This window comes from Bacillus sp. FSL H8-0516, assembly GCF_038635285.1.
Lineage (GTDB): Bacteria > Bacillota > Bacilli > Bacillales > Bacillaceae > Bacillus > Bacillus safensis.
On sequence record NZ_CP152051.1, the window covers coordinates 2,149,410 to 2,169,669 of the forward strand.

At 41.3% G+C, this 20,260-nt stretch carries 25 protein-coding genes; 6 read left to right on the forward strand and 19 right to left on the reverse strand.

Annotated features, from left to right (window positions below):
- Positions 1 to 3 precede the first annotated feature (3 nt).
- From MHB67_RS10745 to MHB67_RS10795, 11 genes are all read right to left on the reverse strand, one after another.
- Positions 4 to 816, reverse strand: coding sequence for a purine-nucleoside phosphorylase (locus MHB67_RS10745; protein ID WP_103131981.1), 813 nt, complete (start codon positions 814 to 816; stop codon positions 4 to 6).
- 11 nt (positions 817 to 827) lie between these two features.
- On the reverse strand, positions 828 to 2,012 hold the full coding sequence (gene deoB / locus MHB67_RS10750; RefSeq protein ID WP_058837987.1) for a phosphopentomutase: 1,185 nt from the start codon (positions 2,010 to 2,012) through the stop codon (positions 828 to 830).
- A gap of 153 nt (positions 2,013 to 2,165) precedes the next feature.
- Positions 2,166 to 3,056, reverse strand: a complete 891-nt coding sequence (gene xerD, locus MHB67_RS10755) for a site-specific tyrosine recombinase XerD (RefSeq protein ID WP_056767212.1) — start codon at positions 3,054 to 3,056, stop codon at positions 2,166 to 2,168.
- A gap of 6 nt (positions 3,057 to 3,062) precedes the next feature.
- On the reverse strand, positions 3,063 to 3,290 hold the full coding sequence (locus tag MHB67_RS10760) for a YqzK family protein (RefSeq protein ID WP_024428058.1): 228 nt from the start codon (positions 3,288 to 3,290) through the stop codon (positions 3,063 to 3,065).
- Positions 3,291 to 3,407: 117 nt separating this feature from the next.
- Positions 3,408 to 3,860: a ferric iron uptake transcriptional regulator gene (fur, locus tag MHB67_RS10765; RefSeq protein WP_024422872.1), complete on the reverse strand. Its 453-nt coding sequence runs from the start codon at positions 3,858 to 3,860 to the stop codon at positions 3,408 to 3,410.
- A 110-nt stretch (positions 3,861 to 3,970) separates the two neighbouring features.
- Positions 3,971 to 4,615 carry a stage II sporulation protein M gene (gene spoIIM, locus MHB67_RS10770; protein WP_172880491.1) on the reverse strand — a complete coding sequence of 215 codons (645 nt, stop codon included), beginning with the start codon at positions 4,613 to 4,615 and terminating at the stop codon, positions 3,971 to 3,973.
- Between the two features lie 116 nt (positions 4,616 to 4,731).
- On the reverse strand, positions 4,732 to 5,862 hold the full coding sequence (locus MHB67_RS10775) for a S8 family peptidase (RefSeq protein WP_081372084.1): 1,131 nt from the start codon (positions 5,860 to 5,862) through the stop codon (positions 4,732 to 4,734).
- A 111-nt stretch (positions 5,863 to 5,973) separates the two neighbouring features.
- Positions 5,974 to 6,195, reverse strand: coding sequence for a hypothetical protein (locus MHB67_RS10780; protein ID WP_073206184.1), 222 nt, complete (start codon positions 6,193 to 6,195; stop codon positions 5,974 to 5,976).
- Positions 6,196 to 6,263: 68 nt separating this feature from the next.
- On the reverse strand, positions 6,264 to 6,716 hold the full coding sequence (locus MHB67_RS10785) for a GNAT family N-acetyltransferase (protein ID WP_073206188.1): 453 nt from the start codon (positions 6,714 to 6,716) through the stop codon (positions 6,264 to 6,266).
- The gene (locus MHB67_RS10790) at positions 6,703 to 7,884 is read right to left on the reverse strand and encodes a TIGR00375 family protein (RefSeq protein ID WP_342492511.1); all 1,182 of its coding nucleotides are present in this window, start codon (positions 7,882 to 7,884) and stop codon (positions 6,703 to 6,705) included. The genes MHB67_RS10785 and MHB67_RS10790 overlap by 14 nt, the downstream gene beginning before the upstream one ends.
- Entirely contained in the window at positions 7,881 to 8,438 is a 558-nt protein-coding gene (locus MHB67_RS10795) for an NUDIX hydrolase (RefSeq protein WP_024422878.1), read from the reverse strand. Before MHB67_RS10795 ends, MHB67_RS10790 begins: the two co-directional genes overlap by 4 nt.
- Before the next feature lie 168 nt (positions 8,439 to 8,606).
- Here MHB67_RS10795 and MHB67_RS10800 point away from each other — a divergent pair, with 168 nt between their 5' ends.
- A complete protein-coding gene (locus MHB67_RS10800) occupies positions 8,607 to 9,530 on the forward strand; it encodes an aldo/keto reductase (protein WP_342492512.1) in 924 nt (307 codons plus the stop codon).
- Positions 9,531 to 9,665: 135 nt separating this feature from the next.
- Here the strand turns inward: MHB67_RS10800 and MHB67_RS10805 are convergent, their stop codons facing one another.
- A complete protein-coding gene (locus tag MHB67_RS10805; RefSeq protein ID WP_224426704.1) occupies positions 9,666 to 10,070 on the reverse strand; it encodes an antimicrobial peptide LCI in 405 nt (134 codons plus the stop codon).
- 195 nt (positions 10,071 to 10,265) lie between these two features.
- On the reverse strand, positions 10,266 to 10,490 hold the full coding sequence (locus MHB67_RS10810; protein ID WP_342492513.1) for a YqkE family protein: 225 nt from the start codon (positions 10,488 to 10,490) through the stop codon (positions 10,266 to 10,268).
- A gap of 123 nt (positions 10,491 to 10,613) precedes the next feature.
- Here MHB67_RS10810 and MHB67_RS10815 point away from each other — a divergent pair, with 123 nt between their 5' ends.
- Positions 10,614 to 11,540: an alpha/beta hydrolase gene (locus MHB67_RS10815; protein WP_342492514.1), complete on the forward strand. Its 927-nt coding sequence runs from the start codon at positions 10,614 to 10,616 to the stop codon at positions 11,538 to 11,540.
- 26 nt (positions 11,541 to 11,566) lie between these two features.
- On the opposite strand, the gene MHB67_RS10820 is transcribed toward MHB67_RS10815, so the two are convergent.
- From MHB67_RS10820 to MHB67_RS10840, 5 genes are all read right to left on the reverse strand, one after another.
- Positions 11,567 to 12,829: a tetratricopeptide repeat protein gene (locus MHB67_RS10820; RefSeq protein ID WP_024422883.1), complete on the reverse strand. Its 1,263-nt coding sequence runs from the start codon at positions 12,827 to 12,829 to the stop codon at positions 11,567 to 11,569.
- Between the two features lie 302 nt (positions 12,830 to 13,131).
- Positions 13,132 to 13,371, reverse strand: a complete 240-nt coding sequence (locus tag MHB67_RS10825; protein WP_024422884.1) for a YqkC family protein — start codon at positions 13,369 to 13,371, stop codon at positions 13,132 to 13,134.
- Between the two features lie 12 nt (positions 13,372 to 13,383).
- Entirely contained in the window at positions 13,384 to 13,710 is a 327-nt protein-coding gene (locus tag MHB67_RS10830; RefSeq protein WP_024422885.1) for an iron-sulfur cluster biosynthesis family protein, read from the reverse strand.
- Positions 13,711 to 13,789: 79 nt separating this feature from the next.
- A complete protein-coding gene (locus MHB67_RS10835; RefSeq protein WP_073206204.1) occupies positions 13,790 to 14,764 on the reverse strand; it encodes a GNAT family N-acetyltransferase in 975 nt (324 codons plus the stop codon).
- Positions 14,761 to 15,240: a GNAT family N-acetyltransferase gene (locus MHB67_RS10840; protein WP_024422887.1), complete on the reverse strand. Its 480-nt coding sequence runs from the start codon at positions 15,238 to 15,240 to the stop codon at positions 14,761 to 14,763. Before MHB67_RS10840 ends, MHB67_RS10835 begins: the two co-directional genes overlap by 4 nt.
- Positions 15,241 to 15,519: 279 nt before the next feature.
- Here MHB67_RS10840 and MHB67_RS10845 point away from each other — a divergent pair, with 279 nt between their 5' ends.
- From MHB67_RS10845 to MHB67_RS10860, 4 genes are all read left to right on the forward strand, one after another.
- Complete coding sequence (locus tag MHB67_RS10845) at positions 15,520 to 15,969, forward strand: YfmQ family protein (RefSeq protein WP_024422888.1); 450 nt, start codon at positions 15,520 to 15,522, stop codon at positions 15,967 to 15,969.
- 152 nt (positions 15,970 to 16,121) lie between these two features.
- Complete coding sequence (locus MHB67_RS10850) at positions 16,122 to 17,354, forward strand: DNA polymerase IV (protein ID WP_073206206.1); 1,233 nt, start codon at positions 16,122 to 16,124, stop codon at positions 17,352 to 17,354.
- 15 nt (positions 17,355 to 17,369) lie between these two features.
- Positions 17,370 to 17,714 carry a YolD-like family protein gene (locus tag MHB67_RS10855; RefSeq protein ID WP_041117889.1) on the forward strand — a complete coding sequence of 115 codons (345 nt, stop codon included), beginning with the start codon at positions 17,370 to 17,372 and terminating at the stop codon, positions 17,712 to 17,714.
- Positions 17,715 to 17,912: 198 nt separating this feature from the next.
- Entirely contained in the window at positions 17,913 to 19,148 is a 1,236-nt protein-coding gene (locus tag MHB67_RS10860; RefSeq protein ID WP_103131979.1) for an MFS transporter, read from the forward strand.
- Between the two features lie 33 nt (positions 19,149 to 19,181).
- On the opposite strand, the gene coaA is transcribed toward MHB67_RS10860, so the two are convergent.
- A complete protein-coding gene (coaA, locus tag MHB67_RS10865; RefSeq protein WP_044332772.1) occupies positions 19,182 to 20,141 on the reverse strand; it encodes a type I pantothenate kinase in 960 nt (319 codons plus the stop codon).
- Positions 20,142 to 20,260 lie beyond the last annotated feature (119 nt).

A 20,260-nucleotide genomic window follows, 5' to 3' on the forward strand; every position in this document is an offset into this window, starting at 1 on the left:
ATGCTATGAAAGTTGTTTGACAATATCTTTTACTAAATCAAGAAAACTTGCTTTCACTTTTTCCGTTACTTCGATCACTTCATCATGAGACAGCGGCTGATCCAAAATACCAGATGCCGCATTGGAAATGCATGAAATACCAAGCACTTTCATTCCTGCATGACGCGCAACAATAACTTCTGGAACAGTCGACATGCCAACAGCATCTGCTCCAAGTGTTCTTAAGAAACGAACTTCAGCAGGTGTTTCATATGAAGGACCAGTCATCCCTGCATAAACCCCTTGCTGTACAGATATGCCTAAACGCTGGGCTGTTTCTTCTGCAAGTGCCAGCAATTCTTTATCGTACGGTGCAGACATATCAGGGAAACGAACGCCTTGACTGTCATTTGGGCCAATTAATGGATTGGTCCCCATCATATTGATATGATCTGTGATCAGCATGAGATCTCCTGGACGGAATGACGTATTCACTCCGCCGGCTGCATTTGTGACAATGCATGTGTCAATGCCAATTTCTTTCATCACACGGACAGGAAACGTCACTTGCTTCATATCATATCCTTCATAGAAATGAAAACGTCCTTGCATCGCGCAAACGACAGTGCCTTTCAGCGTTCCGATCACGAGCTGCCCTGCATGTCCCTCTACTGTTGAAACAGGGAATCCAGGAATATCTTCATATTTTATTTTGATTGGATTTTCAATCTCATCTGCTAAAATGCCAAGCCCTGATCCTAAAATCAATCCAACTGTTGGTACAAATGTCGATGCTTGTTTAATGTATGCCGCCGCTTCTGAAAACTGTGCTCCCACGAGATTTCCCCCTATTTGAGTTTAGATAAAAAGCTTGTTCCGTATTTTGGCATCGCTATCTTGAAATTATCTGCAACGGTTGCCCCAAGATCAGCAAACGTTTTTGCTGTTGGCAGTTCATTTGCTTCCTGATGCTTTTTGCTGTAAGCAATGAGCGGAACATATTCTCTTGTATGATCTGTTCCGTGATGAACCGGGTCATTACCATGATCTGCTGTGATCACAAGAAGATCATCCTCTTTCAACAGGTCAAACACTTCAGGAAGACGTGCGTCAAATTCCTCTAGTGCTTTTCCATAACCCTCTGGATCTCTTCTATGTCCGTAAAGAGCGTCGAAATCAACAAGGTTTAAAAAGCTGAGTCCTGTAAAGTCTGTTTTAAGTGTATCGACCAGCTTGTCCATTCCATCCATGTTTGATTTTGTTCTAAGAGATGATGTGATCCCCTCGCCGTCATAAATATCAGAGATTTTTCCGATCGCAATGACATCGAGTCCATCATCTTTCAGTTCATTCATGACTGTACGGTCAAATGGTTTTAAAGCATAGTCATGACGGTTTGGCGTTCTAACAAATGCGCCAGGCTCTCCGACAAACGGACGAGCGATAATCCGTCCAACCATATATTTTTCATCTAATGTAAGTTCACGGGCAATTTCACAAATACGGTAAAGCTCATCTAATGGCACAACTTCTTCGTGCGCAGCAATTTGCAGCACAGAATCCGCAGATGTATAAACGATTAAATCACCTGTTTTCATGTGCTCTTCGCCAAGCTCATCTAAAATTTCCGTACCAGACGCAGGTTTATTTCCAATAATACCTCGGCCTGTTTTTTCTTTTAGTTCATTTAATAGTTCATCTGGGAATCCGTCTGGAAAGACTTTGAACGGTGTGTCTATGTAAAGACCCATTATTTCCCAGTGTCCTGTCATTGTGTCTTTACCATTTGATGCTTCTTGCATTTTTCCATAATACGCAAGCGGTTTTTCATCCGCTGGAATTCCTTTGATTTCTTTAATATGACTCAGCCCAAGCTTCGCCATATTCGGCATATGAAGCCCGTTCATTTTTTCAGCAATATGTCCAAGTGTATCTGCACCTACATCATTAAAATCAGCAGCATCTGGTGCTTCCCCAATTCCTACTGAATCCATGACGACGAGGAAAATACGTTTATACTGATAATCAGGCATTAAAAAGCGCCTCCTTCAATATTCTTGTCTTTTGACCTTACAAACAGTGAGAGGTCAGACATCTCAAGTATAAACCGTTTACAAGCCAGTTGACAACCATAAACGGTGTAAACATGAAAAAGCATGACACCCGTTCACTGTGTCATGCTTTACTTATGCCCTTGGATGGAATTTGTGATACACATCTTTCAGTCTTGTTTTCGTCACATGTGTGTAAATTTGTGTTGTTGAGATATCGGCATGTCCGAGCATCTCTTGTACGGCTCTTAAGTCCGCACCGTTTTCAAGCAGGTGTGTAGCAAATGAATGTCTGAGCGTATGAGGCGTCAGTTCCTTTTGAATCCCTGCTTCGATGGCTCGTTTTTTTAAGTTCTTCCAGAAGCCCTGGCGCGACATTTTTTTCCCGTGATGATTGAGAAATAGGGCATCGGACGGCTGTTTTTTTAACAGCTTGCTTCTTCCCTTTTCGAGATATTCTTCAATCGCGCTTGCAGCAGCTTCACCGATTGGCACAATACGCTCTTTTCTTCCTTTTCCAAAACAGCGGACAAAGCCCATTGTGAGGTGTACATCGGCAAGGGTCAGATCCAGCATTTCACTGACGCGAATGCCTGTTGCATATAAGAGCTCAAGCATCGCTTTGTCTCGGTAGTCAAAGGGAGTGTGCTGATTTGGTGTATCAAGCAGCTTTTCGACCTCTCCTAATGATAAAACTTTCGGTAAAGTCCGCTCTGTTTTTTGCGTTTCAATATTCCAGGACGGGTCATCCGTTGTCACTTTTTCCCGAAGCAGAAATTGATGAAAGGAACGGATCGATGATAGATGCCGTACAGATGTTTTGCTCGATTTCCCTTCCTCTTTTAGCTGCTTTAAATAATGAATGATATGCAGGCGCGTGACATCATTGATATCCGTCAGCTGTTCATGTGTCATTAAAAAAGACAAGTAGTTCTGTAAATCTCTTTTATAAGAAACAATGGTATTTTCAGAGAGTCCTCTCTCTACGGTCATAAAATGAATAAAGTCGGATAATTGATCGTTCAATGATTTCTACTCCCCGTTTTGATAAAAATAAATCAATCGATCTTGCCAGTTGTCTTGATTCGGCTGATCCATTTCCATCACTTTAATTGCTGCACCCTCTGGTTTATCATAACGATGGTAGCTTTCATATTCTGAATTTATCCATATCATAGCATAATAGAACAGGACGGTAAAACCAGTGAACAAGATAAATACTTTGATCACTTCACCTGTTGTTTTGAGCCATTTTCGCATGATCTTCAAGTCCTTTCTCACCTTCTCATTACTTCAGCATATGCCAGGTGGGACAAGGAATATACAACGAAAATGCAAAAAACCTCTTCATCTTAAATGAAAAGGTTCCAATTCGGATTATTTGCCGGATTCATCATCATGACACCTGTGGCAAATGCCGTGAAATGTCAATCTATGATCCTTAATTTTAAATTTCCAGTCACGTTCAATAATCTCTTCGACATCTTCTAATAAATCTTCTTCTATCTCATCGACTGTTCCGCATTCCATGCAGACAAGATGATGATGGAAGTGAGCGGCTCCTTCTTTGCGAAGATCATATCGCGAAACGCCGTCTCCAAAGTTAATTTTATCAACAACTTTCAGTTCAGTGAGCAATTCTAACGTCCGATAAACAGTAGCAAGACCAATTTCAGGAGACTTCTCTTTTACGAGGAGGTATACATCTTCTGCACTTAAATGGTCTTCTTCATTCTCAAGCAGTACTCTTACTGTTGCTTCACGCTGTGGCGTGAGCTTGTAGCTGGAAGAATGAAGCTGTTTCTTAATTCGATCAATCCTATTTTCCATTGACTTTCCCTCCTACGCCACATTACTTGATCATTATATCAAATGATGTGCTGAGAGCCAACTATAATCATTTTAAATTGATAAATAAATTGATTATTAATTAAGAACAATTATAAAAGAAAACCTGCCAGCTTTTTCATCAGCATGAATGATATGTACGATTCAAAAAAAGACGAAAGTGCAGCAAGCGCTAAAATCATCAGCAGAACAGATGCATACCGGCCAAACCACTGGACGGGTGCTTGACTGATGGTTTTTTTCATGAAGAGCTGTCCAATGAGACGGATGGAAAACGCAATCGCACAAGTGCCAATCACTAAATAGGCTGGAATGAGCAAAATGTTTTGCGGAAGCACCGATACGAATGAGAGAAAAAATCCACTCAGCCCCATTTGATTCACGAGAAAACCAACAGTAAACCCCACAACAATTCCTTTTAAAAAGATCATAAGAAAGATAAGCGGCAGACCAACGATGGAGATTCCCAGAATCCACATAAGGCCTAAATATTTCATATGATGCAGGAAGCTTTGTAAAAACATTTCTTTTGATTCTGCCGCTTTCTCATTTGTCAGCTGACCAAAAAATTGATTTAAATAATAGAATAAATCCTCTTTCTGGCTGAATGTCATGCTATTGACAATGATGGCCCCGAAGATCACACCCATTAAAAAGAGTACAGAGACAAATAAATAAATCGAGAGATGATCTTTTACGTGCTGAAGAAGATGCTCCTTCCAAGACTTTTTCCGCATGTGTCTTCCTCCCAAATAGTAAGGTTACTAGATTCTATGAGAGAGATTACGAAACATGACAGTTTTATTGAAAGAAAAAAGAGAAAGCAGCCTGCTCACTGCTTTCTCTTTTTCATTTATCGTGCGGCTTTTTGTACGTTCACAAGCCCGGCACCATAATAAAAAGGTTCTCCAAGCTTTGTCGCCGTTTTTGACAATCTCTCGCGTACTTCATCGTTTGTCAGATTCGGATGTTTTGATAGAATGACAGCCGCAGCGCCCGCTACATGCGGTGATGCCATTGACGTTCCGCTCATGTAGCCGTATTCGTTATGAGGAATGGTGCTCAGCGTTGAAACGCCTGGTGCTGAGACTTCGATTTCCTCGCCAACTGATGAATCAAAGGCTCTTTGCTTTTTTTGGTCAACAGAAGCAACCGCCATCACTGAGCTGTATTTAGCCGGATAGTCAATCGTATTGAGAGAGCCATAGCTTCCTTCATTCCCTGCAGAAGCCACAATGAGAATCCCTTTATCATACGCTCGATCTACCGCTTCTTTCAGCGCCTCAGATTCACTTGCGCCCCCCATACTAATATTGATGACATCCATGTCATTCTCAATGGCCCATTCAATCCCTTTTATGATCCAGCTATAGTAGCCGTCACCATTTTCATCTGCCACCTTGACAGCATAGATAGAAGCTTTTGGCGCAACACCAACAACACCTACCTTATTATCTAATGCAGCAATTGTGCCTGCCACATGCGTTCCATGTTCATGCGGATCAACAAGCGGATCAGACTCTGCCGGTACAAAGCTCACCCCGCCGGCGACATGTAAATCCTCATGTTTACCGTCGATGCCGCTGTCAAGAACGGCTACTTTGACATTCTGTCCAGCGTATCCTTGTTTATGTACCTTTTGTGCTTTGATGCTTTTGATGCCGTATGGAACAGTTTGACCGCTAGTTTTTGCTTTTTGGTCTTCCTCGATGAAGGTCACTTCTTTTGCTTCATTCAGTTTCTTTTTCGAAGTCTCATTCAATGACACTTTCATCATATCTATTTGCTCTATGGATTCTTTCACATGCCCGCCAGCTTCTTCTACAAGCTGTTTTTGTGTTTTGTCTTGAACGGAAGAAGAAAAGCCGATCATGTACTCTTTTTTTGCTTGCTCCTTTGCAGAAATATCTGACGCGCCAAACATGACCGATGCCACAAGCACACTTGCCATACAAAGCCCTGCTCCAAATGACTTGACGTTCACGATACTCACTCTCCCTTTCGTTTCTTTTTGTCATTTAACTACATTTTTAGACAAAAAGAAACGACCGTTTGTCCTATTTTTTAAAATTTTTCCATTTATTTGATCTAGTTGTCACAAAAAAGCAAAATAAAAATGCTTATGATCCTCTTGATAGTGATCATAAGCATTTCGTCCTTTATGTTTTTTCATCATATGCTGCAAGGCTTCTCGTTTTGTTTTTGTCTTCCTTTCGTGTGTGCTAAAATGCGGCATGTTTCCTCTCGACAGTTCTGGATTTCGGCTGTGCTGCCTTTGGATATGCTCTCGTTTTTTCTTTGCTTTGCTTTTTCCCATTTGGCAAAACCCCTTTCGTTGACGTTATGATACACGATGTTCCATAAAAAAGATAGACGTATACACGTCTATCTTTCTGTTTTCACCATATCAAGATGCGGAATCCCATCTTCATCATAAACATCTGAGACGGCCTTGAAACCAAATGATTCGTAAAATGACTTCAGGTAGGCTTGCGCCTGTATTTTGATACTTGTTTCACCTAATTCACTAAGCTTTTCTAACGCCTTGATGAGCAGCAGCTTTCCATAGCCTTTTTTCCGGCCGGCCTGCGTCACAAGAACGCGGCCGATGGACGCCTCTTTGTACATGATCCCGTTTTGGAAAATTCGGCAATACGCCACAATGACGCCGTTCTCTTTTGCGATGAGATGAAGCGCCTCTTGGTCCCTGTGATCAATTTCAGGGTAAGGGCATGTTTGTTCAACAACAAACACGTTGACTCTTTCCATGAGAATCAAGTAAAGATCCTCTTTTGACAATTGTTCAAATGTGTGACATGTCCATTTAATGTGACTCATGATTGATATCCACCTTACCGTACACTCCGCCTCCACCAGCGATGAGTCCGACTTCGCCCTTCCTTGCTTTGATGATGTAGCCTGCTGTCTTTTCTGGCAGAACGGCTTTTAGTTCTTGTTCTGTTGCTTGATGTAAAATATTCATCTCTGTGTGAAACACGGCTTTTAGCTTCTCCAGTGTTTTAGGTCCAACTCCCGGAATAAACTGAAGCGGAAGCTGATGAACATAAGGAGGTCTCGTTCTTTTTTCACTTTCTTGGTCAGCAAGCTCTTCTAAACGTTCACTTACTCCTTTTGTCATCCGTGTATGTCCGCATACATGGCACTCTTTTTGATCTGGTGCGTGAGGTCTAACCCCGCATTTCTCGCAGGTCGTATGATAATACTTCCCAAGCCGCGGAGCAAGTCCATAATTTCCTGTGACAGCTCGGCCATCTTTTTCTTCAAGGGCTAGCTTGAATTCGGCAAAAGAGGCATGATCCATTTTGATTTTTGTATATTCTCGCGCGATTTTCCCTAAAGAATGAGCATCTGAATTCGTTAAAAAGGGATACGGGTTCAGCTCACTCAACTGGGACGCCATTGACGTATCACAGCTAAGACCAAGCTCAACAGCATCAATAAGGTCAGGATCAAATACTTCCGTTAAAGAAGTGTTGACCCCTTTGCCGTATAGACTTTTATGCGGCGTAAAAATATGAGCAGGAATAAACAAACCTCCCAGCTCCTTAACCTTGCGCTGAAGTGTTTTCCCATCAACATAGAGGCGCTGTGAACTCAAATGCACATTTTTCATATGAAGCGAAAGCCAGGCGGAAAACTCAGACATTTTGTGTAGTGTGGGCATAAATGCCAGCACATGAATCGGCCCCTTTGAATGGTCATCATTGATTTCTAATTCACTGCCTAAAAGCAGCACTGTCTCTCCAAATGATAGACCGCCGTCATTTAGTTCAGTGTACCTGCCTTCCTCTACACCTTCTATTAATTCTTCTAGGACTTCTGGAGATTGTGCATCAATCACACCAATCATCCCCATCCCTTTACTTTCTGCTGCTTCAATAAGAATTTGATCAATTGTCAGTGACCTTGCACCTGTAATTTTGACAGCTCTGCCTGTTCTTGTTCTGCCAATATGGATATGGATGTCTGCAAAAAATTCCTTCATTTTGTTGACTCAAGTACCTCTTGCAGTTGTAAGTACTGAATGGCATAGGCTGTTTTTGCATCATAAATATGCTGCTCTTCAATGAGGTGCAAGGCTTCTTCTAATGAAACTTCCATTACTTCGACAAATTCATCTTCATCCAGTTCTCTTTTTTCTTCAAGCGGAACTAGCTGATCTGCTAGATAGATGTGAACAATTTCATCTGCAAAACCAGGTGATGTATAAAAGGCCGTCAGCTTTTGAAGCTGCTGAGTTGTATATCCTGTTTCTTCTTCTAATTCTCTTAATGCTGTATGTGCCGGCTCTTCCCCTTTTTCTAGTTTTCCGGCCGGAATTTCAACGATGGCTCTCTCTAGTGCTTTACGGTATTGTTTGACCAAGATAATTTTATTTTCGTCTGTACGTGCAATGACGGCTACTGCACCAGGATGTTTAATGATTTCGCGTTTGCCTTGTTTTCCATTAGGCAATTCTACATCTTCAAGAACCAAATCAATGATTTTTCCGTTATATAATTCTTTAGACGATAATGTTTTTTCTTCAAAGTCCTTCAATTTTGTCAGCTCCTCGTTCTACTTTCACTTTTTACTTCATTTATTTTAACATAGATGATTTAAGAGAAGCGAAAAGCGAAACGCTTGCTTCAATGCGCCATTTGAAATCACCTAGCTTGAATTCCTGATTTTTTTCACTTAATGTGAAAGGATAGGAGTGTGATGGAATTGAAAAAAAGACGAATTGGCACCTCAGATCTCTTAGTGAGCGAGGCGTCACTAGGATGCATGTCTCTTGGGACGGAAAAAGAAAAAGCGCTCTCTTTATTAGATGAGGCCATTGATCTCGGAATTAACTATTTGGATACAGCCGATTTATATGATTTTGGGACAAATGAGGAAATTGTCGGGGAAGCCATTAAAAACAGACGGCAGGATTTGATTTTGGCGACAAAAGGCGGCAACCGCTTTGAAAAAGGCAAACCAGGCTGGGACTGGGATCCTTCAAAAGCGTACATAAAGGAAGCAGTAAAACAAAGCCTCAAGCGGCTTCAAACAGATTATATTGATTTATATCAATTACACGGAGGCACGATTGATGACCCCATTGATGAAACGATTGAGGCTTTTGAAGAATTAGTAGAGGAAGGCGTTATTCGTTATTATGGCATTTCATCTATCCGTCCAAATGTCATTAAAGAATATGCCAAAAAGTCCAATATCGTAAGCGTGATGATGCAATATAGTTTACTCGACCGCCGCCCAGAAGAATGGTTCTCTCTACTTGAAGAACAAAGCATTAGTGTCGTCGCAAGAGGCCCTTTAGCGAAAGGATTATTAACTGAAAAGCCACTTTCTCAGGCAAGTGCAGCAATTCAAAAAAACGGCTATCTTCAATATTCATTTGAAGAGCTTCAGCAGATCATTCCTTCTTTAAAGAAAGTCGCTTATGACCTATCACTCACTGAACTGTCCATTCAGTATATACTAAAACATTCTGCGATCAGTTCCGTTGTATTTGGTGCAAGCTCAGTGGATCAGTTAAAAGAAAATATAGCAGCAGCAAATGCACGTTCTTTAAGTGATCAAGAAATCAAAGCATTGACATACTATACAAAACCATTTGTGTATGAGGCGCACCGGTTCAAATAAGAAAAAAGATCACATGATGTGATCTCTCAGATTGTAGAAAAACTCATGTTTTTCTACAATCTTTTTATTTTAGCGTATGTATGATACTAGTGTTTCTCTATTAAAAATGAGGAGGGGCTAAAAGCCCCGTTGTCCTTATCTTGCACTTTCATAATATGCATAATTTCCAGATTTGCCTTTAAGATAAAATGTAGTACCAAAGCGACTGAAACTATTTGCAAAAGAACCATTATCTGAATACATACATAGTCGATTACTTGCGCCTTTAAAAGGGGTTACAGAACAATCTACAATTGAAGTAGCCTTTGTACTCAAATCAGCATTCGTTAAATCATTTGTAGCAAGAGCTTGTCCAGAAACAGGTAAAAGCAATCCTAAAGATAAAGCGACTCCAGCCATTGTTTTTCTCAATTTCATGTGAATCATCTCCATTCCCAAATTTTGTAATACACCTTCATTATAAGGAGAATGATCCTCTATCAAAAGGGTCTTAATGACCATATTTTCAATAAAAAGGAATTTAAATAATTCAATACTCACTTTTTTACTTCTATCTTAAACATAAGTTATGGGATTTCGTTTCGTTTGACTGTAGATATCATACTGTCACGATTCTGAAATGAAGTGATGTGAAGGGGGAAGAAGTGCTTTTCTCTATTAGCACTTCTATGTTTCTGCTGTAGATCTATCTTAAAATGATGGTATGAAAAAAAGAGAGCATCATCGCCCTCTTTTTTAGCTTTTATACTTTCTCCAGTCTAAATGGCTTTCATCTAGCAGCTCTGAAAAACTTTTGTTTTTTTCTTTTTCTTTCTGCTGCCGAAGGAGGTCTTGTCGTTTTTGTTCTTCTCTTTTTTCTGTTTCGACGGCAAGGTTCTGCTTCATTTGAAGAAGCTGCTGTTTGACATCATCGTTTATGCCGTACTTTAATTTCGCTTGATCTTGTTTGGTCTTTTTCATTGTGCCTCTCTCCTTTTGACTTAGTGTATCATCCGTTTTATTTTCTGAGCAAGAGGCACGCCAATCTCCCAAGATGTGGTATGATCGTCATAGAAAAAACTCCGGAAAGGAAGAATCGGCTAGATGAAGAAATGGATCGCTATATTTGCCTTCATATTATGTCCACTCGCTGCAATCGGCATTTTTTTCACCAATAAAATGATGTATATTCGAAAATTAACGGATGAAGAGCTCATCAAACGAGAATCAGATGGAGGCCATTATCATCATGAGGAATTTCAACAGCTTAAAAAAGAGAAAGTGTGTATTCCTTCAGCATTTGGTTATGATCTCCATGGCTATTTTGTGCCGTATCCACATACAACACGCACAATCGTCCTTTGCCACGGTGTTACAGTCAGTTTGATTAACTCCGTTAAGTATATGAAATTATTCCAAAAGCTCGGATGGAATGTGATGCTTTATGATCATAGAAGACATGGAATGAGCGGCGGGAAAACCACAAGTTATGGATATTATGAAAAAGAAGATCTAGCAAAGATCGTAAAGTGGCTCAGACAAAAACTCGGAGAAAGTGCCATCATTGGGATACACGGAGAATCAATGGGTGCAGTCACGACCTTGTTATATGCTGCAAAGCCGGAAGCAAACGCCAATTTTTACATAGCAGACTGCCCTTTTGCTTCTTTTGAGGACCAGCTTCTTTATCGATTAAAAACAGATTTTCGCCTTTCAGGGCAATGGATTCTTCCACTAAGTGATCAAGTGTTAAAATGGCGGGATGGATACCGCATCCGGCAAGTTTCCCCTCTTGATGTGATCGACCAGGTGAAAGAACCTGTACTTTTTATTCATAGCCGCCATGACGACTATATCCCCTGTGAGCAAAGTCAGCAGTTATATACACGAAAAAAGGGTGACAAACAGTTATTTATTGCGCCACACGGTGCGCATGCAATGTCTTTTAGCGAAAATAAGGAAGCTTATGAGCAAGAAATTCAAGCATTTCTTCAAAGATTTGAATTGAATAAAAATAAAAGAGGAGAATGAACAGCAGTTCGTCCCCTCTTTTTGAGCTAACTTATACGATAGTCACCACTGTTGTATGGTGTCTGCCCGCAAGCTCCATATGGCTCTCTTCCGATTGCTGCTGACTCATGACCGATAATCCTGCAGTTGCTGCCAATAAAAGAACTATCAAACTCGTTTTCATATAAATGACCCCCATTTTGGATTTTTGATATGGCTTGAATTTTCCTTTCGTAAAACCGGGTAGATACTTCAAACAGTCCAAGCTCATTGTAATAATGAGCCGCATCAAGTGCCAATTCCTCAATATCTGGGTATAAGCGCTTGTCCTCGAGCAGGTCTAATGTATCGTCTATGATTGTTATGTCTGCATCAACGTATAATGCTTTTAAGAACTGAAATTTGCAGATGTAAATTTCATCTTCTAATTCACAGGCCTTCATAATACCTTGTTGATAGAGGGTTAACGACTCTTTTATTTGTTTTTGTTTAAACAGGATTTGTGTCAGCATAAATAGTGGGTCTAGAGAGCGATTAAGATGGGTTAAATTCTCCTTTTCAAACACTTCAATAGAGTCTTTCAGATAACGGCTTGCTTCCGCAAGATCGTTCATTTGATAATAACAGTTACCTAAGTTGAAAAGGGCCGAACCTATGACTCGAGGGTTTCCAATTGAGCGTGCTCGCTTTAGAGCATTTTTAAAGTAGGGCAATGCATGTTCATAGCATTTCAAATCATCATAGTTTGCACCAATGACAAATTCACAGTGGATGATTCTCAGCGTGTACGTTCTGTAGGCAGAATACGTATCTAACGCTTGCAAGGCATAGTGCATCGAAAAGTGGGTTTGTTTCATGTGGTAGTAAATTTCTGCTAATTTAAAGTAAAATTCTGCTCTTTCTATATCATCTGATATGAGATTGAGCTTTTTTTCTGCTGAGCGGTAATAAGCAATGGCACTTAAATAGTTTCTCTGTTCAAATTCAAACATTCCTGTGAAAAAATGAACATAGTATTCAAGCATATCCGTTAATTTCGTTTGTGAATGTTCAATCGTTTCTAGCAAATTCTTAATCTCTTCATCATTCGAGGCTTTCTTTGCCGGTTCAAAATATTCAAGCATCACCTTGTGGCGAAAATCCATCAGCTGGTAAAACAATAACAAGTTTTGATCCTGCTCCATCTCCAGGATTTCCTGCTCGATCTCCGCCTTCAGCTTCTCTGCTTTCATCACATGAAATCCGCAAATCTGCCTATACCATTCGTTTATTTTGATTCCAACCTGAGGCGATGACAGCTTGAGCTTCAATTCACTTTAGCACCTCCCTTCTCATATACGATACATGTTGTATTCTATCACATTTCCTCGAATGGAAGAAATATGAAATGTCAATTTTCGCAAAGTTTTCGGTATCCCGCAATTAACGCTGCAAATGCCTATTTTTCGGCATTTACAGCCATTATTTTTTTATTTCCAGCTTGCTCATTTTGTCGAATTGTTTGTTGAAAAACGGCTTTTTCCGTTCCCAAAAGATCATTTTCCGGATTAGACAGCCATGCGGTTTGATGAGATGATGAACGCACTAAAAAAACCCTTTCGAAAAAGGGCTTTTATAATACATCTGTTACTTGGTCCATATTCTCTTTGATCCAATTGACAGCTAATTCGAGCGTTGGAAATTCTTCTGTTTCAAATGTGACTTCATCTTGAAGAAGCCAAACGTCCTTTTTCACCGAATCCATTCCACCTATTGACCAGTGCAAAAGGCTATAGGGATGATTGTTATTTAAAAACGACACCCATGTTTTATTTTGTGCCGTATTTTGTATCACTTTTAGCTTTTGATCCACTACATTTCCACCTTACTTTACAAGTATACCCATTCTCGGGCTGAGTATTTGTTGAGGACTTTTCAACATGAGTGTGTTGGCTTTTTCGTTAAAATCAATCGTCATTTCCTCGTCAAAAAAGACCTTTTGTACTGTGTGTATGTACAGCTTAAAGAGCTGATTATGCTTGAGTTCTTCCCATTCGCCTGTTCTTTCACCTGTGAGCCAAATCATTGGGACACCGCTTACCGCACAGCCGCACCCATCTGAATCATATCGAAGGAGCAGTTCTTTTGATTCATGCCCTGCTTGTTGTTTTGTAAGGAACGCTGCTGCTTGTTCTGTTATATGAATATACATGCCGAACATCCTTTTTTCGTTGATTGTTACATTGTAACATATCAGTCATCAATTAAACATGTTCACGCCCTGTTAGCTCTTATGTCTGATCATTTGTCTTTAATTGGTCTGACCAATTGTACGCTTCTTGTTCAATTTCTTTAATGAGCTCATCTTTTCCTTTGATATAACTTGCCATATCTTCAGGATAGGCTTTTGCCAATTGACGCTTTTTATCTGCATAGGCTTTGGCACGATCAGGTGCAGCTCTTAAATAATCTCGGAACACCAAATGCCTTTTTACATCATCATGTCCGGCTTCATAGGCGTGAACGTGATGTGTTCGGTTCAAGCCACCTTTTCTAAAAAAACGTCTTCCCTTGAGTCCATTTTCTCCGAGCGGTTCATATCCAAGCTGGCGAAACAGGTGGTTACACTCATCTAAGGTGCTGATATGCTTCACCTCTAGCAAGATATCAATAATTGGCTTAGCCGCCATTCCTATGACTGACGTACTGCCAATATGGTGGCCATATACCCAGTTGTCGCCAACTATCTTTTTCAGATTGTCATGCTCATCTTGAAATTGTTTTGGCCAGCTCGATTGGTATTCAATCACTTCCACCTTTCGAAGCATCAAACGTTCCATCTTTGTTAACATCAGATTGTTTTCCACCTGCAAACGGGCCTTCTGTTTAAACCCTAGTTTTTCATAAAGCTTGATTGCTGGTGTATTTGCCTCTGCTGTTGTGAGCTCGATTGTTTTTTGATACTGGATAATGGATTGCAGGAGCGCTGTCCCGATTCCTTGATTGACATGTTGTGGGTGCACAGCTAACCGGCTGAGGATGATCCGATCATCATGCAGTTCATATGAAGCGATTCCTAACAAATGCCCCTCTTTTTCAAAGCCTATGAAAATCTCATCTGTTTCTATTATGTCTTGAACCGTTTCTTTTAAGGGCGGTAAATCTTGATAGCCAATTTGTTCTGCCTCCCGCTGATATGCAGCCAATTGGATATGTAACAGCTCTTTCGCTTGTTCTTCATTTTTTTGATCCAGTCTGATGATCATGTTTTCGCCTCCAGCTTTTTTACAAATAGCACCCGGTCTTCATGAATGCCGTCGTAATCTGAAAAAACTGAAATGCCATCCACTGTTTTATCTCCCTTTTCTATCTGAAAACCGAGCTTTGTATGGTAAGCAATCGAGACTTTATTGACAGGAGCTGTAATAGCCTTAATCGTTGTTCTTCCTTCCTTTTCAGCCGCTTCATAAAACGCTTGATAGAGAATTTTGCCAATCTTCAATTTCCGGTGGTCTGGATGTACCCCAACAAAGTGAATATACGCTTCATCTGAATGCGATTGCGATAAAAAACCGACTAAAAAGCCGATCAGTTCACCTTTTTCAACAACGACAAAACTTGTTTGCTGAAAATGTTCGAAAAATAGCTTTGGCAATTTCGCTCGTAAATCTCTGCCTCCCCACCAGCTTTGAATGACGGATGTGACCGCATAAAAATCTGACGGCTTCACTTGACGTATCATGATGGCCTCGCCCCTTTTCATTTTTAGCTGTACCGCTCTTTTTTCACAAAAAATCAACTGTTTCAATAGTCTACCTGTCTGATCAATTGTTTGTAAAGGTGATGTATCAGCCTTTTTTCCTTTCAGCTTTGTTGGTTCTTCGTTCTTTTGCTATCATCTCCTTTTAAATCTTCACACTTATTTCAAAAAGTTCACTTTTTATGCGAAAGATCCATTCTTTTGTTATGTTAAGATGGTTCATATAGGAAATGGAACAAACGTTTATTGGAGATGATGATATTGGTTTGGATTGTTACTTCACTTGTTGTGTTTAGTCTTTTAAAGCTGCTTGTCACTTCGCTGCCTTCGGGTGTTGTTGAACGCCTTTTTAGTCGTTATGCGGTGCATGCAAAAGTAACAAGTGATCAAACAACGATGACGTTTCAAGGACGTCCACTCGATGATCAGCAAACATCCGAAATTATTCAACATTTTAATGATGCGATCTTTATTGAACGCTATTATATTTATCCTGGTGACGAAGAGCGTTTTCTTCATCCGCAGGAAGGGCCGGCGCCGCTTACCATGCAAACAAAGCTTGGCAAGCATGATGTAACCCTTTATCTGTATCATTACGATGACCATGTGGATGTGGTGCGGCAGTTTACCCATAAGCCTAAGAAAAAACTAACGGCCTATCGTTTGCGTTCTGAGCCGCTCCAAACATCCAATAACTTAGCACATGCTTAAAATGACTCATTTTACCCAGATGAGACGAAGTGGAGACACTTCGTCTTTTTTGTATGGATTTACACTCTTCTCTTTGAATGATTTACCAGTATCAATTTCACCTTCTGGCGGTTAAAATGTATACAGAACATACGTTCTAAGAGGTGAAAATCATGAATGAACGAGCCATTCTGCTTGTGGATATGCAGTCGTTTTATGCGTCAGTCGAAAAAGTGGAGGCTCCCCATTTGAAGGATGTGCCGCTCATCGTCTCAGGAGATCCCGAGCGGCGGAGCGGGGTCGTACTTGCGGCCTGCCCGCTCGCTAAAAAACGGGGCGTACAAAATGCATCAAGATTATGGGAAGCAAAGGAGAAATGCCCTGAAGCCGTCGTCGTACGTCCACGTATGCAGCGCTACCTTGATGTTTCTGTCATGATGACAGAACTGCTTGAACAATACACGGATCTTGTCGAACCCTATTCAATTGATGAACAGTTTCTCGATATTACGGGAAGTGTGACACTACTCGGTTCGCCGCGCGAGATCGCTCAAAATATACAAACAACCATTATGAACCAGACAGGCATTTACGCACGTGTTGGCATTGGTCCTAATAAAGTGCTCGCTAAAATGGCCTGTGACCATTTTGCTAAAAAAAACAAATCTGGCATCTATGAACTTCGTGCAGACCGGGTTGCGGCTGATTTATGGCCGCTTCCGATTGGAAAATTATTTGGCGTCGGCAAACGGATGGAGCACCACTTAAAACGAATGGGCATCAGTACCATCGGGACGCTTGCTGCTTATCCGTTAGACCGGCTAAAAAAACGCTGGGGAATCAACGGGGAGCTTCTGCAGCGAACAGCTTTAGGACACGATCCCTCCCCGGTCACTCTTCACACACATGATCAGCAAAAAGCGGTTGGGCATCATATGACCCTTCCCCATGATTATGCGTCCTTTGAGGACATCAAAGTCGCCCTTCTTGAATTGAGTGAAGAAGTGGCAAGACGTGCGCGCTTTAAGCATTATGTTGGGCAAACGGTGTCTGTTGGCGTAAGAGGCGCTGATTTTTCTCATCCGACTGGATTTCATAGACAAATCAAGCTCCATTCCCCCACACAATACGGGACAGATATTGCAGACGCAGCTATTCAGCTATGTCAGCAGCACTGGGACGGCCAGCCCATTCGCAGTGTAGGTATTACTCTCTCGCAGCTGCAGCCTGACAGCCACTATCAGCTGAGTTTATTTGATCACCATTTCAAAAAAGACAGACTCAGCAAAGTATTTGATGCGATCCATATGAAGTATGGACCTGCTGCACTCTTGCACGCCTCGTCACTAACAAGCGCAGGGCAGGCGTATCACCGCGCCGAAAAAATTGGTGGACATTACAAATAACGGAGGCGAACAGCCATGAATCCCAATAAATTAACACCTGGATACAACATCATGTGGGAATCAAGCCGAATGATGCTCCCAGAGCACCGTGAACAGCTGCTTGCTCAAAAACGGAAGAAAAAAGAATACACGCCTCCTTCGCTGAGTACTGACCAGTTAGAGGAAATGAATTTTTTGATCACACAGTCGATTACAGAGGACCAAGCGATTTGCGTGACATATGCTGCAGCAGGTATGAAACAGCAGTTTTGGGGCTGGGTGAAAACCATTCATTATGAAACGCAGCGCATAAAAATCGTCAATGATGAAGATGTTCTCCACCTGTCCTTGCAGCAAATTGTCGCGATTGATCTTGATTAAATTGTCTTTAAGTGATCGTACGAATCAGCATACTAAAAGACATAGAAGCACCGGGAGAAAAAAATTGCTCTCCAAATTTGCGAGCTATTCGGGCCTCCTCTGCCATATGACGGATGTCTCCTCCATCAAATTGTGTATTTAATTTGCACAATTTTTCATGTATGATTGGAACATCTTAACACTCAGGGGAGAAACATCATGAAAAATAACTTACGTACTTTACATCCACTTAGTTGGACGATCATCATCGGCACCATATTCGGCCGAATGGCGACGTCCATGAGCATTCCTTTTTTGGCCGTTTATTTGACACAAGTCAAAGGGGCTTCAGCTTCTTCAGCTGGGTTAATCATTGCCGTCAGCTCCCTTATTGGGATCGTGGCGAGTTTTTACGGCGGCTATGTTTCTGACCGAATCGGCAGGAAAAAGGTCATGCTTCTATCCATCTTCGGCTGGACACTTGTGTTTGTTGGCTTTGCGTTTGCAGATGCCATTTGGGTCTTCTTTCTCATGAACGCTTTAAATGGACTGTGCCGGGCACTGTTTGAACCGACGTCTAAGGCACTCTTATCTGATGTCACCCCATCAAGTATTCGGTTGTTTGTTTTTAATTTACGGTATACGGCCATTAATATCGGGGTGATCTTCGGCCCGCTGCTTGGCTTATATCTCGGGTCATCGAAAACAACGTTTCCATTTCTTGTCGCTGCCTTCATTTATTTGTTATATGGATTAACACTGGCCTGGCAATTTCAGAAGCATCCAGTTGCTGCTCCAGAAAGTACGAAACAAATCAGCGTCAAAAAAGCCCTTTCCATTATCCAAAAAGATACGGTCTTTAGCATCATCCTCATCGGCGTTACCTTATGTTCGTTCGGGTATTCGCATTTAAGCTCAACGCTGCCTCAATACTTATCAGCGTCACCTATGATTGAGGATGGTCCTAAACTGTTTGGATATCTTTTATCTTTAAATGCAGTGGTTGTCATTGTCGTACAATATCCGCTCATCATGATTGCGAAGCGCTACTCCACCATTTTGTCGCTGACCACCGGGAATATTCTTCTTGCCGGCAGTTTGTTTGCCATTGCTTTTTCACAAAGTCTCGGCATGCTTGCTTTCATCATTGTCGTGTTTACGATTGGGGAGGTTCTGCTGTTTGCGATGATGGATCTTTTTGTAGACAATATTGCAAAGCCTGAAGTGAAGGGATCGTACTTTGGGGCGATGGGATTTTCTCAGCTCGGCAGTGTCATCGGACCATTTGTCGGCGGACTGTGCATTGACTATTTTGGCGCAGCCCATCCCCTCTCCATTTTTACGGTCTTGTCAATGATCACCATCGCAGGCGTTCCATTCTTACTCATTGGATATTACCGTCTAAAAAAGCGATCGGCAGCAGCCGTAGCTGTTAAAGTAAGTGGAGATCATTAAAAAAACCGCTCTCTCGTTTGAGCGGTTTTTTCTTTATACCCGGCGGATGGCGATCTCTTCCACCTTATGCTGATCCCCTTTTTTCAAAATGAGATCAGCCCGATATTTTGTCGGTAAAATATTTTGATATAAATTAGGGCGGTTCACGGTATTCCAAATGGTGCTTGCCATTTGATCTGCCTCTTCATCCGTCAAATCTTTATATTGATGAAAGAAGGATTCAGGGTCTTGGAAGGCTGTTTCCCTTAACAAACGAAATCGTTCTTTATACCATGATTGAATTTGCGTTTCAGCGGCGTCTACATAAATCGAAAAATCAAAGAAATCGGATACAAACACACGCGGTTCATCCTTCAGATCATCCAGCGCTGGTGATTGGAGCACATTGATTCCTTCAATAATGACAATATCCGCATCCTCTACTGTTTCATACACCCCTTCAAGCCGGTCATAGGTCAGATGCGAATATACCGGGGCATGCACAGTTTGTTTACCTGATTTTAATTCATTCAAAAAAGACAGCAGGGCTTTGACATCATAGCTTTCCGGGAAGCCTTTCTTTTCCATCAGCCCTCGATCCTTTAATTCTTTTTGAGGATATAAAAAGCCATCTGTTGTCACAAGACTCACCTTCAGCCCATCTCCAAGCCTAGATAAAAGCGTTTCAATGATACGAGCCGTTGTGCTTTTCCCGACAGCTACACTTCCAGCAATCCCAATTAAAAAGGGAATTTTGGCATGATGCGGGTAGTTTAAAAAGGCATTCACATGCTGGTTTTTTTGTTTTTCTGCAAAGACATGTAATGTCAGAAAACGAATAAGCGGTATGTAAATATCTCGAACTTCTTCAAGCGATAAATAGTCATTTAACCCTTGCAGCGCTCTTGCTTCCTCTTCTGAAACAGATACCGGCATATATTCTCCAAGAGCTGACCAGGCCTCTCTCGTATGGCGCGTATATAGCGTATTAAAATCTAGTCGCGTGTCACTCAAAGTCTTTCCCACCAATCTTCACTAAACTCGTAACCCAAAAAGACGATAATCCGATTGTAGCTTAAAATGAAGGCGCTGTCTTTATTTTTCAACGAAAGTTTGTTTGTTTTGCGAAAAAA

Bases quoted from the DNA above. Each gene is read 5' to 3' on its own strand.
- MHB67_RS10760 (WP_024428058.1), bottom strand. From the start codon at position 3,290: ATGCGAAAATGGCTCAAAACAACAGGTGAAGTGATCAAAGTATTTATC.
- spoIIM (WP_172880491.1), bottom strand. From the start codon at position 4,615: ATGCGGAAAAAGTCTTGGAAGGAGCATCTTCTTCAGCACGTAAAAGAT.
- MHB67_RS10855 (WP_041117889.1), top strand. From the start codon at position 17,370: ATGAATCCCAATAAATTAACACCTGGATACAACATCATGTGGGAATCA.
- MHB67_RS10850 (WP_073206206.1), top strand. From the start codon at position 16,122: ATGAATGAACGAGCCATTCTGCTTGTGGATATGCAGTCGTTTTATGCG.
- MHB67_RS10840 (WP_024422887.1), bottom strand. From the start codon at position 15,240: ATGATACGTCAAGTGAAGCCGTCAGATTTTTATGCGGTCACATCCGTC.
- MHB67_RS10785 (WP_073206188.1), bottom strand. From the start codon at position 6,716: ATGAGTCACATTAAATGGACATGTCACACATTTGAACAATTGTCAAAA.
- deoB (WP_058837987.1), bottom strand. From the start codon at position 2,012: ATGCCTGATTATCAGTATAAACGTATTTTCCTCGTCGTCATGGATTCA.
- MHB67_RS10780 (WP_073206184.1), bottom strand. From the start codon at position 6,195: ATGGGAAAAAGCAAAGCAAAGAAAAAACGAGAGCATATCCAAAGGCAG.
- MHB67_RS10860 (WP_103131979.1), top strand. From the start codon at position 17,913: ATGAAAAATAACTTACGTACTTTACATCCACTTAGTTGGACGATCATC.
- MHB67_RS10835 (WP_073206204.1), bottom strand. From the start codon at position 14,764: ATGATCATCAGACTGGATCAAAAAAATGAAGAACAAGCGAAAGAGCTG.
- MHB67_RS10830 (WP_024422885.1), bottom strand. From the start codon at position 13,710: ATGTATATTCATATAACAGAACAAGCAGCAGCGTTCCTTACAAAACAA.
- MHB67_RS10790 (WP_342492511.1), bottom strand. From the start codon at position 7,884: ATGAAGGAATTTTTTGCAGACATCCATATCCATATTGGCAGAACAAGA.
- MHB67_RS10810 (WP_342492513.1), bottom strand. From the start codon at position 10,490: ATGAAAAAGACCAAACAAGATCAAGCGAAATTAAAGTACGGCATAAAC.
- fur (WP_024422872.1), bottom strand. From the start codon at position 3,860: ATGGAAAATAGGATTGATCGAATTAAGAAACAGCTTCATTCTTCCAGC.
- MHB67_RS10815 (WP_342492514.1), top strand. From the start codon at position 10,614: ATGAAGAAATGGATCGCTATATTTGCCTTCATATTATGTCCACTCGCT.